A 14,069-nucleotide genomic window follows, 5' to 3' on the forward strand; every position below is an offset into this window, starting at 1 on the left:
TTGAGGGGAAGAGTCAATGATATTTAACTTTGGTTCCATAAATATCGATCATACGTATCGTGTTGCCTATTTTGTTCGCCCTGGTGAAACCTTGGAAAGCAATGAATACAGTGTTGGTCTGGGGGGGAAGGGGGTTAATCAATCATTGGCGATAGCGCGTGCCAAGGGAGCGGTAAGTCACTGGGGACGCGTTTCATCAGTGGACGCCTGGGTGATGCCTGAGTTGGAGTCCGCAGGTGTCGGTGTGCAGGATATTGAGTTGGCCGTTGAGCCGAGCGGGCATGCGATTATTCAAATTGATGAGCGTGGTGAAAACGCTATTCTGCTATTTTCAGGCGCGAATCATGGTTTTACACAGGATAGAATGGCGGCGCTTATTGCGCAAACCGCGCCTGGCGACACAATACTTATTCAGAACGAATGTAACGGGCTTGATCAGCTAATTCCGCTGGCAGTAAGCCATGGCTGCAAAGTGATATTTAACCCTGCACCAATGACTGCGAAGGTAGCATCACTCCCTTTAGAGCAGTGTGAACTACTTTTCTTTAACCGCACAGAGGCCGCCGCTTTATTAGAGATGCCAGTAGAATCGAACGCCGCAGATTTGCTCAGTCGTTGTAAAGAGGTGCTAGGCGATGTCGAGGTAGTGCTTACCCTAGGTAGCGAGGGGGCTTGGTATCAGCGCAACAGCGAGACTCTTTTCCAACCGGCTTTAAAGGTAAAAGCCATTGATACGACGGCCGCAGGGGATACCTTTGTGGGTTACTTCCTTGCCGCTAGGCAAGCTGGTCTGAAGCCTTCACAGTGCTTGCAACGGGCAACAGCGGCGGCTGCCCTGGCGGTTCAAAAACGCGGCGCTGCCAGTAGCATTCCGATGGCGGAAGAGGTTGATGGGTTGATGTGTCAAACGGCCGAGGAGCAGTTCTAGTGAGTAAGCGCAATATTCATCGTTGGTCTTGAATACCGAGCGATCATGAGACCGCTCGATATCTTAAACATGCCCCATTGAAGCTAGTTTAGCGCTTGAATTCTTCGCAGATTGCTCAGCGTCATCGCTACAGCTTCTGCCGCTTCCTTGCCTTTAGCGCGGAAATGGCCATGGAAAAAATCATGGTGCGTGCTGTGTTCATGAAAATGATGGGGCGTCAGCACAACCGAAAGAATGGGAATTTCGGTTTCCAGTTGCGCTTGCATCATGCCTTCAATCACCGCTTGAGCAACGAATTCGTGCCGATAGATGCCGCCATCAATGACAAAACCTGCCCCCACAATGGCGCTGTAACGGCCAGTTTTGGCGAGTAGTTTAGCCTGAAGCGGGATTTCGTAAGCCCCTGCAACTCGGAATATCTCTACTTGGTCAGCAGAAAAGCCATGCTCGCTGGCAAGTTGAGCAATGAATGCCTCTCTGGCTTGAGTGACGATATCGTGATGCCAAGACGCTTCGATAAAGGCAACGCGAACTGATGAGGAGGGTTGGGTCTGATTCATGGTCATCCTATGGGGATTGTTTACCAGAACCAGGGCATGAGGCATCCAATAGCACAGTACCCGTATGCGTTGAAACGCAACGGGTAATATCACTAGGAAACCTTCTCTTTTATCCGGACTATGACCGTCGGCTCCGGAATCTCACCGAATCTGCTGTCCTCAGCCGTTAGGTTACCCCCTATGGCGGAGCGCTCGTGGGCTTGTCCGCATCAAGATATGATACGGCATCACCACCGGTGGGGACTTGCACCCCGCCCTGAGAAAGTTCGCCATTAATGGCGGCAAGCATTATACGCTGACTACCTAGAGTCTGTAGAGGCTGCCTTAAAAATTAATTTAAGGCTGAGGGCAGACCCATTGGGCGTGTATGGAGATCGACAGGCCCTGGACGCTTCCTGACATCCCAAGCCGATGACATCAGTGGTAAGCTGGCGGACGCTTAGCAGGTTAATGGTTGAGACGGTGGCAACTTTTTTTAGCTAAGCGGCTTAAAATGTGCCAGAAGGCTTGGCCCCATGATGGCCAATCTGCTGGCCTCCTCCAGAGGGACTGATGTGGCAGTACCTGAAGCTCGGCGTAATTTTTTAAGCGGTTATTTTGGTGCTGGCCGTTCTGGCAATTTTTGCCGAACTAATTCATCGACTGATAAGTAACATAAGGACTCTTCATGCTCTCGCCATTGTTTCGTTACTTTGAAACGCGCGTTGACCCTTATCCTGAAGGTAAAGTAACAACGCCTCCCAAGGGACTGGCGGCGTTCATATGGCATTTTTCCCGCCCGGTTTGGCCGCTGTTGCTGCTGATGTCGCTGTTCACCGGCCTGGTCTCTGCTGCCGAGGTGGTGTTCTTCAGCTACATGGGCGAGCTGGTGGATTGGCTCGGCAACGTGGAGCGGGAGAACTTCTGGGCCGAGCATGGCCTGTGGCTTTCCGGACTAGGGATTCTTGTGCTGATTGGCCTGCCGCTGTTGGTCTTGGCGCAGTCATTGGTGACGCATCAGAGTATCTTCGGCAACTACCCGATGATCGGCCGCTGGCTATCGCATCGGCATATGCTCAGCCAGAGCCTGGCGTTTTATCAGGACGAGTTTGCCGGGCGGGTGTCGCAGAAAGTCATGCAGACGGCGCTGGCGATTCGCGAAACCGTCACCAAGGTAATGGACCTGCTGGTCTATGCCATTGTGTACTTCACCGGTGCGGCGATTTTACTGGGCCGTGCTGATCCTTGGCTGCTGCTGCCGCTGGGGCTCTGGTTGGCAGGCTATCTGGCAATCATGTGGTTTTTCGTGCCGCGCCTGAGGGATGTTTCCATGGCCCAGGCGGATGCCCGTGCCCAGATGACCGGGCGCGTGGTGGATAGCTATAGCAATATTCAGACCATCAAGCTGTTTGCCGACACCCAGCGTGAACAGGACTACGCCAAGGATGCCATGGAAGGTTTCATGGGCACCGTGCACCGTCAAATGCGCCTCGTCACCATCATGAGCGTGTGCCTGACACTGCTGAATACGGCACTGCTGGTGGGCACAGCGGGGATGGCGATCAGTGCCTGGTACCTGGACGCGATCTCATTGGGCGTGCTCGCCATTGCCATCGCGCTGGTCATGCGTATTCGTTTCATGTCGGACTGGATTTTATGGGAGGTCGCCGGTCTATTTGAAAATATCGGTACGGTGCAGGACGGCATGAACACCATCGCCCAGGAGCCTACCGTTCGTGATACACCCAACGCCCAGGCGCTAAGCGTTCCCCATGGAGCGATTGCTTTCGAGGCGCTGCGCTTCGGCTATGAACAAGCCAAGGGCGAGAACAGAACCGTGTTCGACGGCTTGAGTCTGAATATTGCCCCGGGTGAGAAGATTGGCCTGATCGGCCGCTCCGGGGCGGGTAAGTCGACCCTCGCCAACCTGCTGCTGCGTTTTTACGACCTTCAGGATGGGCGCATTGTTATCGATGGGCAAGACATCGCCGGGGTTACGCAGACTTCGCTGCGCCACCAGATCGGTATGGTGACCCAGGACACCTCGCTACTGCACCGTTCGCTGCGCGATAACATCCGCTACGGCAGCCCCCACGCCAATGATGACGACGTCTGGGAGGCGGTATGCCGTGCCCATGCGGATACCTTTATCAATGATCTGGTCGACCCGAAAGGGCGGCGTGGGCTGGACGCCCATGTGGGCGAGCGCGGCGTCAAGCTGTCCGGCGGCCAGCGACAGCGCATCGCGATTGCCCGGGTGCTGCTCAAGAATGCCCCGATTCTGGTGCTTGATGAGGCCACCTCGGCGCTGGACTCCGAGGTGGAAGCCGCCATCCAGGAGCAGCTCGATACCCTGATGGAAGGTAAAACGGTGATTGCGATTGCCCATCGGCTGTCCACCATTGCGATGCTCGACCGGCTTATCGTGGTCGATGAGGGGCGGATTGTCGAAAGTGGCACTCATGCCCAGTTACTGGAAAAGAATGGCATTTATGCGCGTCTCTGGCGTCGCCAATCGGGTGGGTTCATCGGCCTTGATGTCGATGCTGTTAGCCCCAATGATTAATGTACCGACCATTCTGTCCAAGGAGGTGTTCATGCAAGCGATTCAACTCAATCAGCCCGGCGGTCTCGACAAGCTAACGGTAGTGGATCAAGCCGCGCCCGGCGAGCCGGGGAAGGGTGAAATCCGTGTGCGCTTGCACGCCAGTTCGCTGAACTTTCACGACTACGCCGTGGTAGCCGGAATGATCCCCACCGAGGAGGGGCGTATCCCCATGTCGGATGGCGCAGGCGTTGTCGACGCCGTCGGTGAAGGCGTGAGCGAGTTTTCCGTGGGCGACCCGGTGGTGTCGACGTTCTTCCCCGGCTGGTTGGAGGGCCCGGCGCGGGTCGGCGACTTCCGTACCACTCCCGGCGATGGCATCGATGGCTATGCGCGCGAGCAGGTTATCGCGCCTGCCACCTCGTTCACCTATCAGCCGGCTGAATACAGTCACGCCGAATCAGCTACCCTGACCACCGCTGGCCTCACCGCCTGGCGCGCATTAGTCGTCGACGGTGGCCTGAAAGCTGGCGATACGGTGCTGGTGCTGGGTACCGGCGGCGTGTCCATCTTTGCGCTGCAATTTGCCAAGATGATGGGCGCACGGGTCATCGCCACGTCGTCTTCCAACGAAAAGCTTGCGCGCCTGCGTGAATTGGGAGCGGAGCACACCATCAACTACAAAGAGACGCCCGAGTGGGGCAAGGCCGTCAAGGCGCTGACCGAAGGCGAGGGCGTTGATCATGTGGTGGAAGTGGGTGGCTCAGGCACGCTGCCGCAGTCGATCGATGCGGTCAAGATTGGCGGTCATATCGCACTGATCGGCATATTGACCGGCCGTGAGGGTGAGATTCCCACTGCCAAGCTGATGGCCAAGCAGGCCGCCCTGAAAGGGTTGATCGTGGGCAGCCGTCGCGACCAGATTGAAATGATTCGTGCCATCGAGGCCAATGGCATGCGGCCGATTATCGACCGTGAATTCCCGCTGACCGACATCGCCGATGCCTTCCGTCACCAAGAGGCCGGGGAACACTTTGGCAAAATCTGCCTGACCTTCTAGTGATGGATAAGCCCCAAAGCGTTACTCTCAGGCCTTAGCGCCTGGTCTTACCCTGCACCAGCGCCGCCATCATGGGCGGCGCTGGTGTATTAAGCATTTATTCGTCGTCTGAGGGCAGCTCAGCGCTATGGTAGACGTTTTGTACGTCGTCCAGATCGTTCAGCATGCCGAGCAGTTTTTCGAACATGGCCACATCGTCGCCTTCTACCGGCGTGGTGGTTTGCGGCAGAAACTGAATTTCATCGGCCTCGAACTCGATGTCGCCGAAGGTGTCCAGCAGCGCCTGCTTGGCCTTGGCGTAGTCGGTATGCGGCGCAAATACGGTGATGCGGCCGTCTTCCTGCTCGATATCGGTGACGTCGACATCGGCTTCCATCAGCGCTTCCAGCACGGCTTCCTCGTCGCTACCGGCAAACGCGAAAATCGCGCAGTGGTCGAACATATGGCTGACGCTGCCGGGGGTGCCGATTTTGCTCTTGGTCTTGGTAAAGCAACCGCGAACGTCGCCGAAGGTGCGGTTGGGGTTGTCGGTCAAGCACTCGACAATCACCATGGCATTACCTGGGCCGAAGCCCTCGTAGCGCGCCGCTGAAAAGTCTTCGCCGCCCGCCCCGCTGGCTTTATCCAGAGCCTTGTCGATCACGTGAGAGGGTACCTGGTCCTTCTTGGCACGCTCCATCAGGCCGCGTAGCGCCAGGTTGCTATGGGGGTCGGTGCCGCCCGACTTGGCGCAAACGTAAATCTCGCGACCGTACTTACTGTAGACCTTCGTCTTGGCATCGGCCGTTTTGGCCATGGATTCTTTACGGTTCTGAAAAGCCCTACCCATGTTGACGTCCTGTAATTAGTGATTCTCCCTGCTGATCAGGGGTGTCATCAAAAAAGCCAAAGTTTACCCAACAGAATATCATGCTAACAGCCTTATTTGCTCAAGCGCAGACGTCGTCTCGATGGTTTTGACGTACACTGTGCGGGTCGCCATTGGCTGGCGGCAAAAGGAATAATCAACGATCAAGGAGAATCACATGCCATTCTCGCTATGGTTGTCGCTGGCAGCGGTATGCGCCATGGGCGCCATGTCACCGGGACCCAGTCTGGCGCTGGTGCTGCGCCATACCCTGGGTGGGGGAAGACTGGTGGGTGTGACAGCGGCGTTATGCCATGCCGGTGGCGTTGGGCTTTATGCACTGCTTACCGTGCTGGGTCTGGGCGCGCTGATTGTGCAGTGGCCGACCCTCTTCCAGTTGATTACCTGGGTAGGGGCTGCGTATCTTGCCTGGCTGGGCATTAAAGCGCTGCGTGCCGGTAGTGCCGGGGCGATGCAGCAACAGGCAATGGTCACGTCCGGCGCTAGGGCCGCCAGGGAGGGCGTCTTGGTGGCGCTTGGCAATCCCAAGCTGATTCTTTTCTTCGTTGCGTTGCTCAGCCAGTTTGTCACGCCCGATATGAGCCTGGTCGCCAAAGCGCTCATCGTGGTGACGGCGATGGTCATTGACGGAGGATGGTACGTGCTGGTGGCCGTTGCCCTGTCGCATTCAAGCGTGCTGCCCTGGCTTCAGCGCCGTGCCCACTGGATCAACCGGGTGACCGGGGTATTGCTGCTGGCATTGGCGCTTCGCGTGGTGGCCGGTCCGCTGGTCTAGGTCGACAGAGGCTGGCTCGAGGAACTGGTGCGTTGGGCATAGACATGGCATGGTAAGTGGCGAGGCGTTCCAGGGGGGAGGCGGCAGATGACACTTTACGATCAGGATTGTTATAACCACATGGGGCAGCCGTTTAATCTGCGGGCGTTGCAGGGGCAGGTGTTGCTGATCGTCAACGTTGCCAGCCGCTGTGGCTATACCCCGCAGCTCAAAGAACTGGAAATGCTTTACCAACGCTATCGGGATCGCGGCTTCACGGTACTGGGATTTCCCTGCGACCAGTTTGGCAAACAGTCCCCGGAAAGCGCTGAGGCCTTTTGTACCCTTGGCGAGCAGCAATACGGCGTCACGTTCCCGCTCATGGAAAAAGTGCGGGTCAATGGCAGTGACGCCCACCCGTTGTTCGTACTGTTAAAGCGTGAGGCGCCCGGCATGTTGGGCACAACAATGATCAAATGGAATTTTACAAAATTCCTGGTCGGGCGTGATGGCAAGGTCATTGCGCGCTTTGGTCCCCGGGATCATGGCCGCTTGTTACGGCTACGCCTGGAACGCGCGCTCGACGAGGTTTAGGTCTCGCCGCGGGCGGCCATCACCCGGCTCATCAGCTCGTTCCAACGGTGGCGAACCATCATGGTCGTCAGACCCGAAAACAGTGCCCAGCTCTTGCGCCGCCAGCCTGTCAAACGCAGGTTGTGGCTGACCAGTTGCTGCATCAGTTTGCGGTTATTGAACTCACGCCATTCGCTGGCAATGGACAGTTGATGGCGGGCCATCACCGGCGCCATCTCCAGGCGGAACATCCATTCAAGCTCTTTGAAGGTCATCTCAAAGCGCTGAACGACCTCGACCATCTGGGCGTAATCGCGTTCACTTGGCTCGCGGTCCAGCCATAAAGGTGCCAGTGCCAACCATAAATCGCCACGTTCATCGACTAGCTGCTGTGCATTCATTAACAAAGCCTCACGGGCGGTCAGGGATAAAACAATATCCTGACGTGAAAGGTCCACAAGCTCAATAGCGGACAGCGCCGCTCTAGACCGCTAGAATAGTGCCACTGATGAGCTAAACACGTTATTTTGAAAGCGAGGTTCCCCTTGATTATTAAACCCAAAGTACGCGGCTTTATTTGCACGACCACCCACCCGGTTGGCTGCGAGCAAAACGTTCGCGAGCAGATCGAGGCCACTCGCGCCCGCAACCTGGATAAAAGCGCCGGGCCCAAAAAGGTGCTGGTGATCGGGGCTTCCAGCGGCTACGGCCTGGCGGCGCGCATTACCGCGGCGTTTGGCTACGGGGCGGATACCCTGGGGGTGTTCTTTGAAAAACCGGCGACCGAGAATAAGCCTGGCACAGCGGGTTGGTACAACAGCGCAGCGTTTGACAAGTTCGCCAAGCAGGAAGGCCTTTACAGCAAGTCGATCAACGGCGATGCGTTCTCCCACGAGGCGCGCCAGAAAGCCATCGAGCTGATCAAGCAGGACATGGGCGAAGTCGACCTGGTGGTCTACTCGCTGGCATCGCCGGTGCGCAAGCTGCCGGATAGCGGCGAGCTCAAGCGCTCAAGCCTCAAGCCGATTGGCGAAACCTACCGGGCGACCGCGATCGACACCAACAAGGACGCCATCATCGAAGCCGAGGTGGAGCCCGCGACCCAGCAGGAGATCGACGATACCATCACCGTGATGGGCGGCGAAGATTGGGAACTGTGGATGGAGGCGCTGGACCAGGCCGGTGTGCTGGCCAAGGGCGCACGCAGCGTGGCGTTCAGCTATATCGGCACTGAGATCACCTGGCCGATCTACTGGCACGGCGCGCTGGGCAAGGCCAAGGAGGACCTGGACCGTGCCGCAGCGGCGATTGATGCCAAGCTGAAAGAGACCGGTGGCGGCGCTAACGTGGCGGTACTCAAGTCGGTGGTCACCCAGGCCAGCGCGGCCATTCCGGTCATGCCGCTGTATATCGCCATGGTCTACCGCATCATGAAAGAGCAGGGCGTCCACGAGGGCACGATCGATCAACTTAACCGCTTGTTCGGCGAGCGGCTCTATGCCCCGCAGGGTGGTGAGATGGCCACTGACGAAGTGGGCCGTCTGCGTCTGGATGACTGGGAGTTGCGCGACGATATCCAGAAGGCCTGTCAGGATCTGTGGTCGGAAGTCACTACCGATAACCTGTTCGAGATCACCGACTACGCAAGCTATAAACACGACTTCCTGAAGCTGTTTGGCTTCGGGCGTGACGATGTTGATTACGACGCCGATGTTGACCCGATGGTCGACTTTGATGTGGTCAACCTGTAGACCAGTTGCCGCTAAATGGCGGTACTAGCGTTATGAAAACGTCGGGCCTGGGAGCTCGGCGTTTTTGCATTTATACGTCATGTTTTGTTTACCGCGACGCGGCCACTGCCTTTACCCAGGCAATTGGTTAAGATGTCGGTTTGTTTTCGTCACGGCGGTTTTCCATGCAGCATAACCCAGTCAACTCCCCCAATGCCGCGTCGCGACGGCGGGTAGCGTTTGTGCTGCTGCCGGGGTTTTCGATGCTGGCGCATGCTGGCGCGCTGGAACCTTTGCAAATGGCCAACCAGCTCAGCGGGCAGATGCTTTATCACACCGTCACGCTGAGTATGGACGACGAAGCCGTCCGCAGCGGCGCGCAGCTTTCCGTGCTGGCGCAGCATACCTTGGCAAGCACGCCTGGGCCGCTTGATTTATTGCTGGTCTGCGCCCCGACGCCGCTGCCCTATGCGCTGCCCGCCAAGCTCAATGAATGGCTGCGGGGATACGTGGGGCGCGGCGTGATGTTGGGAGGGCTGGCGGGTGGCACCGAGGTGCTGGCGCGCTGCGGGCTGCTGGAAGGTTACCGCGCCACGCTGCCCTGGCAGCGGTTCGACGCCTTTTCCCAGGCCTATCCGCAAGTCACGCTTTCCCAGCAGCTGTTCGAAATTGACCGCGACCGGCTTTCCTGTGCAGGCGGCACCGCGGCGATGGACATGATGCTGACGCTTATCGGTCAGCACCACGGCGCTCGCCTGGCCGAGCAGGTTTCGGAACAGTTCGTTTGTGACCGGATTCGCCTGGCGGACGAGCGCCAGCATGTGCCGCTGCGCAGCCGCTTGGGCCATGCACCGCAAAGCCTGGTGGATGCCGTGACGCTGATGGAAGCCAATATCGAGGAACCGCTCTCCACCCTGGAACTTGCCGAGCATCTGGGAATATCCCGGCGCCAGTTGGAGCGGTTGTTCAAGAAGTATCTGCAGGCGGTGCCCAGCCGCTACTACCTGGACCTGCGTCTTCAGGAAGCCCGCAAACAGCTACGGGAAAGCGACTTGGCGGTAGGCGATATTGCCTTTGCCACCGGCTTTTCTTCCGGGGCGCATTTTTCTACCGCCTACCGCCACCACTTCGGCATGACGCCGAGGGAGGAGCGTCTGAATTAAAGGGATTAGGTTAGATGGATCAGGTTAATGTATCCACGATACCGCCTTCCACGCGCAGGGCGGCGCCGGTGGTGGCGCTGGCCTGGGGCGAGGCCGCATAGACGCTCATGCTGGCCACTTCCTCGGGGGTTGCCAGCCGCTGGATGATCGACGAGGGGCGATTCTCCTGTACGAAGCGCGCTTCCACTTCGGCCTGGGAAGTGCCTTCTTTTTCCGCCATTTCACGAATCATGTTGAGCACCCCTTCTGAGCGGGTTGGCCCCGGCAGAATGGCATTGACGGTCACCTGGGTGCCGCTCAATACCTTGGCCAGCCCCCGCGATACCGACAGCAGCGCCGATTTGGTCATGCCGTAATGGACCATTTCGCTGGGGATGTTGATGCCCGATTCACTGGACAGGAACTGGATGCGGCCCCAATTGCGCTCACGCATGCCTTGGGCGTAATGGCGTGAAAGGCGCACGGCGCTCATGATATTGACGTCGAAGAACTGCTGCCAGGTGGCGTCGTCGACCTCAAAAAAGTCCTGCGGGCCGAAGATGCCGACGTTGTTGATCAGGATATCGGTGCTGGGCTGTTGCTCGATCAGCGTCTGGCAGCCTTCAGCGGTGCCCAGGTCGGCGGCCACGCCCGTCGCTTTGGCGTTGGGAACGTCTTTCTTGATGGCCGCGATGGCCTCGTCAATGCGTGCCTGGGTGCGCCCGGTGATAACCACCTCGGCACCTGCATTGGCCAGGCCCTGGGCAATCGCAAAGCCGATACCTGCGGTCGAGCCGGTAATAATGGCGTGCTTGCCGTTGAGATCAATCTGCATGGAGTGCTCCTCTCGTCCTGAGTATCAGTACCTCACTAAACAACGAATAACCTTATAGCTTGCTAAGGAATATGGGGCTCTTATGGCGCTCTTCAAGGGCAGCGTTCTTCCATACCAGGCTCATTCATGCCAAATGTGATCGCTAGCCCAACACCCGCTTATGACTCGGCATTCGGCGGCATCACCACCCACTCCGGTTCTTCGAATTCGCCGATCAGGCGGATCTCGCAGCAGGGGGCCGCACGGCGGATGATCTCCTTTATCTCCGGGTTGGGCTGGGCTTCCATGGCGTCACGGCTGGCCTTGCTGTCCCAGTGGGCAATGGCGATCAGGGTGTTGGGGTCGCCAATCTTGCGATGCAGCTCGGTGCCGCGTGCCCCTGGCGCCTGCTGGATGAGCTGGCTGGCGCGGACCCAGGCATCGGCGTAGTCCTCGGCGCGGTAGCCGTCGCGGATATGCACTTCGAAGATATATTTCATGGCGATTCTCCCTGTTGCTGCTGAAGCTTTCGATCCTGGGCCAGTGTATCCCGCCCAACATCCTGATACAGCTGCCTCTGTTCTCGCGCTGCTAGTCGAGCGCGATGCTCAGCGTCTGCCGGGCCTTGCAGGGGTAGCCGTGGCGCAGGTGCAGGGTGCGCTCGTCAAGGTTCATCACCACCGCGAACAGGGTCTCCATGCGCTCGGCCTCGGGCAGGTCGATGTCAGTGTGCTTGCAGATCGACATGGGCGCATTGTGGTGGTCGCTCAGTACGTCGAACAGCGCCCTGACGCTCGCCTCGGGCGGTGGGTCGAGCAGCTCATCGAGGCGGCGCAGGCGCACATGGGAGTCGGGCTTGGGGAAGTCGGCGACACAGGCGGTGGCGGCCGCGGCGTAGAGGTGGTTGGTGTGGGTCACGCGCCCGTCGCGGGCCTCGAGTACCCCCGGCGGCCCGGGCTGGACCTCGAAACCGGCGGCCTGGCCTGCAGCACTGGCGACCAGAAAGTGTGCCGGTGAGGCGACGCGGTCTTCCGCGACGATGCGCTGGGCGCTGGCGAAACCGTCGCTTTCGAGAAGCTTGCGCAGGGCGATGTGGATCGGCAGGCCGTCGCCGCAGGTCTGCGAGCGGATGGCGTTGAGACACACGCCGAGGCCGTGGGCGTTTAGGCCGATTTTGGCCAGCATCCCGGCCTCGCCGACGCTGACCAGCGGCGGGGCGTCGTCGCCCTCTATGCGCAGCACCACCACGTTATCGAGCTGGTCGAGGCGCCAGTCCCAGTTCTGGGCCAGCCATTGGCGACCCTGCTGGTAGAGCGAGAAGGCGGAACAGCCGCCGCTGGCTTGGGTTAGCGAGATCTCGCTGCGGCAGTTGAGGGTGAGGATGTCGTCGCGCTGCAGGTCGGCGCCCTCGGCAATGCCCTCGAGCTCATCCAGGACCGCCGGAAAGCCGCGTTCGATCGCCGGTATAAAGCGCCGCGCCACCTGCCGGGCGGCGGCCCAGTCGAGGCCTACAAAGTCTTGAAACAGCCGGTCATAGACCTCAATGCTGCGCTGAATCTGTGCGGCATGGCGCTGGCCATGGGCCACGCCAATGGCATGGCGGCTACCACGCAGGTGGGTTACGTCAAGCATGCGGCGTGCTCCTCGGGGGATTTCCTCAAGCCTACCGCGAATAGCGTTGAAGTGCAGGTGGGGGCTTGGATATGCAGGGTCACTGATACCGTGAGGTGAACAAGGGTGGATAAAGGATGGATAATAGAGTGTTACAAAAGGGGGCAGTTAAATGCTGCTTTTCATAATTTGCCGTCCCATTGCTGAAAGCAGTTACCCTATTCGTCCCCTTATACTGTTTTCATTCCCTTACCCACTGGAGGTAGCGTCCCATGAGCCACACCCCAAGCCGTCAGGATTTCGATCACTATATGGCACCCAATTACGCCCCGCAGCAGGTCATCCCGGTGCGAGGTGAGGGTAGCCGCTTGTGGGACCAACAGGGGCGCGAATATATCGATTTTGCCGGGGGCATCGCGGTCAACTCCCTGGGGCACTGCCATCCCGTACTGGTCGAGGCGCTAAAGGACCAGGGTGAAAAGCTGTGGCACCTTTCCAATGTGTTTACCAACGAGCCAGCGCTGAACCTGGCCAAGGCGCTGGTCGATCGCACCTTCGCCGATAAGGTCTTCCTGTGCTCCTCCGGCGGTGAAGCCAATGAGGCTGCATTGAAGCTGGCTCGCCGCTGGGCAGTGGATCACCACGGTGAACATAAAGATAAAATCATCTCGTTTTATCAGTCGTTCCATGGCCGCACCTTTTTCACCGTGAGCGTGGGGGGGCAGCCCAAGTATTCACAGGGCTTTGGCCCGGTGCCCGGTGGTATCCTGCATGCCGACTACAATGACCTGGAAAGCGTGCGCAAGCTGGTCGGCGATGACACCTGCGCGATCATGGTCGAACCGATGCAGGGCGAGGGCGGTATCGTGCCTGGCAAGCAGGACTTCCTCCAGGGGCTGCGCGATCTGTGCGACGAGCACAATGCGCTGCTGATTTTTGACGAAGTGCAGACCGGTGTTGGCCGTAGCGGCGAACTCTACGCCTACAAGAATTATGGCATTACGCCGGATATCCTCACCAGCGCCAAATCGCTGGGCGGCGGTTTCCCTGTGGGGGCAATGCTGGCGACTGATGCAGTGGCAAAATCATTGGTCATTGGTACCCACGGTTCCACCTACGGCGGCAACGCGCTGGCATCTGCTGTTGCCCTGGCGGCGGTCGAGTTTATCGATACCCCCGAGGTGCTTGAAGGCGTCAAAAAGCGTCACGACCTGTTTCGCGAGCACCTTGAAACCATCAATCGCAAGCACGGCGTGTTTAAAGAGATTCGCGGCATGGGCCTGCTGATGGGCGCCCAAATGTCCGATGCCTATGAAGGGCGTGCCAAAGATATCCTCCCGCTGGCGATTGAAGAGGGATTGATGGCGTTGATTGCCGGGCCCAATGTGCTGCGCATGGCGCCTTCCCTGGTCATTCCGGAAGCGGACATTGCCGAAGGCATGGCCCGTCTTGAACGTGCGATTGAACGGTTAGTTGCCGCCGCATGAGTGAAGCCGCAGCAACAA

At 58.6% G+C, this 14,069-nt stretch carries 14 protein-coding genes and 1 riboswitch; of the genes, 8 read left to right on the forward strand and 6 right to left on the reverse strand.

The window, feature by feature from the left end; translation table 11 throughout:
* Nucleotides 1-16: 16 nt before the first annotated feature.
* The gene (locus ADS46_RS15425) at nucleotides 17-928 is read left to right on the forward strand and encodes a ribokinase (RefSeq protein WP_066321514.1); all 912 of its coding nucleotides are present in this window, start codon (nucleotides 17-19) and stop codon (nucleotides 926-928) included.
* An 83-nt stretch (nucleotides 929-1,011) separates the two neighbouring features.
* Here ADS46_RS15425 and ADS46_RS15430 read toward each other — a convergent pair whose 3' ends face one another.
* The gene (locus tag ADS46_RS15430; RefSeq protein WP_066321516.1) at nucleotides 1,012-1,488 is read right to left on the reverse strand and encodes a 6,7-dimethyl-8-ribityllumazine synthase; all 477 of its coding nucleotides are present in this window, start codon (nucleotides 1,486-1,488) and stop codon (nucleotides 1,012-1,014) included.
* 97 nt (nucleotides 1,489-1,585) lie between these two features.
* A riboswitch (FMN riboswitch) is annotated at nucleotides 1,586-1,756 on the reverse strand.
* Nucleotides 1,757-2,155: 399 nt separating this feature from the next.
* Here ADS46_RS15430 and ADS46_RS15435 point away from each other — a divergent pair.
* On the forward strand, nucleotides 2,156-4,033 hold the full coding sequence (locus ADS46_RS15435; RefSeq protein ID WP_066321518.1) for an ABC transporter ATP-binding protein: 1,878 nt from the start codon (nucleotides 2,156-2,158) through the stop codon (nucleotides 4,031-4,033).
* Between the two features lie 31 nt (nucleotides 4,034-4,064).
* Nucleotides 4,065-5,072: a zinc-dependent alcohol dehydrogenase family protein gene (locus ADS46_RS15440; RefSeq protein ID WP_066321520.1), complete on the forward strand. Its 1,008-nt coding sequence runs from the start codon at nucleotides 4,065-4,067 to the stop codon at nucleotides 5,070-5,072.
* A gap of 97 nt (nucleotides 5,073-5,169) precedes the next feature.
* On the opposite strand, the gene ADS46_RS15445 is transcribed toward ADS46_RS15440, so the two are convergent.
* Entirely contained in the window at nucleotides 5,170-5,901 is a 732-nt protein-coding gene (locus tag ADS46_RS15445) for a YebC/PmpR family DNA-binding transcriptional regulator (RefSeq protein ID WP_066321522.1), read from the reverse strand.
* A gap of 196 nt (nucleotides 5,902-6,097) precedes the next feature.
* On the opposite strand from ADS46_RS15445, the gene ADS46_RS15450 reads away from it, so the two are divergent.
* Complete coding sequence (locus ADS46_RS15450; protein WP_082926111.1) at nucleotides 6,098-6,715, forward strand: LysE family translocator; 618 nt, start codon at nucleotides 6,098-6,100, stop codon at nucleotides 6,713-6,715.
* Between the two features lie 87 nt (nucleotides 6,716-6,802).
* Nucleotides 6,803-7,288 (forward strand): glutathione peroxidase, encoded by a 486-nt coding sequence (locus ADS46_RS15455; protein WP_066321527.1) that lies wholly within the window; start codon nucleotides 6,803-6,805, stop codon nucleotides 7,286-7,288.
* Here ADS46_RS15455 and ADS46_RS15460 read toward each other — a convergent pair.
* Nucleotides 7,285-7,668, reverse strand: a complete 384-nt coding sequence (locus ADS46_RS15460; RefSeq protein ID WP_066321795.1) for a DUF7079 family protein — start codon at nucleotides 7,666-7,668, stop codon at nucleotides 7,285-7,287. The genes ADS46_RS15455 and ADS46_RS15460 overlap by 4 nt on opposite strands.
* Nucleotides 7,669-7,812: 144 nt before the next feature.
* Here ADS46_RS15460 and fabV point away from each other — a divergent pair, with 144 nt between their 5' ends.
* Together fabV and ADS46_RS15470 are read left to right on the forward strand one after the other, a co-directional pair.
* The gene (gene fabV / locus ADS46_RS15465) at nucleotides 7,813-9,018 is read left to right on the forward strand and encodes an enoyl-ACP reductase FabV (RefSeq protein WP_066321528.1); all 1,206 of its coding nucleotides are present in this window, start codon (nucleotides 7,813-7,815) and stop codon (nucleotides 9,016-9,018) included.
* A 164-nt stretch (nucleotides 9,019-9,182) separates the two neighbouring features.
* On the forward strand, nucleotides 9,183-10,160 hold the full coding sequence (locus ADS46_RS15470) for a GlxA family transcriptional regulator (RefSeq protein ID WP_199825251.1): 978 nt from the start codon (nucleotides 9,183-9,185) through the stop codon (nucleotides 10,158-10,160).
* Between the two features lie 19 nt (nucleotides 10,161-10,179).
* Here the strand turns inward: ADS46_RS15470 and ADS46_RS15475 are convergent, their stop codons facing one another.
* From ADS46_RS15475 to ADS46_RS15485, 3 genes are all read right to left on the reverse strand, one after another.
* Complete coding sequence (locus ADS46_RS15475) at nucleotides 10,180-10,974, reverse strand: SDR family NAD(P)-dependent oxidoreductase (RefSeq protein ID WP_066321530.1); 795 nt, start codon at nucleotides 10,972-10,974, stop codon at nucleotides 10,180-10,182.
* A gap of 158 nt (nucleotides 10,975-11,132) precedes the next feature.
* Nucleotides 11,133-11,453: an antibiotic biosynthesis monooxygenase family protein gene (locus ADS46_RS15480; RefSeq protein ID WP_066321531.1), complete on the reverse strand. Its 321-nt coding sequence runs from the start codon at nucleotides 11,451-11,453 to the stop codon at nucleotides 11,133-11,135.
* A gap of 91 nt (nucleotides 11,454-11,544) precedes the next feature.
* On the reverse strand, nucleotides 11,545-12,585 hold the full coding sequence (locus tag ADS46_RS15485; RefSeq protein ID WP_066321533.1) for a C45 family autoproteolytic acyltransferase/hydolase: 1,041 nt from the start codon (nucleotides 12,583-12,585) through the stop codon (nucleotides 11,545-11,547).
* 251 nt (nucleotides 12,586-12,836) lie between these two features.
* On the opposite strand from ADS46_RS15485, the gene ADS46_RS15490 reads away from it, so the two are divergent.
* The gene (locus ADS46_RS15490; protein WP_066321535.1) at nucleotides 12,837-14,051 is read left to right on the forward strand and encodes an aspartate aminotransferase family protein; all 1,215 of its coding nucleotides are present in this window, start codon (nucleotides 12,837-12,839) and stop codon (nucleotides 14,049-14,051) included.
* Nucleotides 14,052-14,069 lie beyond the last annotated feature (18 nt).

This window comes from Halomonas sp. G11 (assembly GCF_001663515.1).
GTDB lineage: Bacteria > Pseudomonadota > Gammaproteobacteria > Pseudomonadales > Halomonadaceae > Vreelandella.

Bases quoted from the DNA above. Each gene is read 5' to 3' on its own strand.
- ADS46_RS15470 (WP_199825251.1), top strand. From the start codon at position 9,183: ATGCAGCATAACCCAGTCAACTCCCCCAATGCCGCGTCGCGACGGCGG.
- ADS46_RS15440 (WP_066321520.1), top strand. From the start codon at position 4,065: ATGCAAGCGATTCAACTCAATCAGCCCGGCGGTCTCGACAAGCTAACG.
- ADS46_RS15460 (WP_066321795.1), bottom strand. From the start codon at position 7,668: ATGAATGCACAGCAGCTAGTCGATGAACGTGGCGATTTATGGTTGGCA.
- ADS46_RS15490 (WP_066321535.1), top strand. From the start codon at position 12,837: ATGAGCCACACCCCAAGCCGTCAGGATTTCGATCACTATATGGCACCC.
- ADS46_RS15435 (WP_066321518.1), top strand. From the start codon at position 2,156: ATGCTCTCGCCATTGTTTCGTTACTTTGAAACGCGCGTTGACCCTTAT.
- ADS46_RS15455 (WP_066321527.1), top strand. From the start codon at position 6,803: ATGACACTTTACGATCAGGATTGTTATAACCACATGGGGCAGCCGTTT.
- ADS46_RS15430 (WP_066321516.1), bottom strand. From the start codon at position 1,488: ATGAATCAGACCCAACCCTCCTCATCAGTTCGCGTTGCCTTTATCGAA.
- ADS46_RS15475 (WP_066321530.1), bottom strand. From the start codon at position 10,974: ATGCAGATTGATCTCAACGGCAAGCACGCCATTATTACCGGCTCGACC.
- ADS46_RS15485 (WP_066321533.1), bottom strand. From the start codon at position 12,585: ATGCTTGACGTAACCCACCTGCGTGGTAGCCGCCATGCCATTGGCGTG.
- ADS46_RS15445 (WP_066321522.1), bottom strand. From the start codon at position 5,901: ATGGGTAGGGCTTTTCAGAACCGTAAAGAATCCATGGCCAAAACGGCC.
- ADS46_RS15450 (WP_082926111.1), top strand. From the start codon at position 6,098: ATGCCATTCTCGCTATGGTTGTCGCTGGCAGCGGTATGCGCCATGGGC.
- ADS46_RS15480 (WP_066321531.1), bottom strand. From the start codon at position 11,453: ATGAAATATATCTTCGAAGTGCATATCCGCGACGGCTACCGCGCCGAG.
- ADS46_RS15425 (WP_066321514.1), top strand. From the start codon at position 17: ATGATATTTAACTTTGGTTCCATAAATATCGATCATACGTATCGTGTT.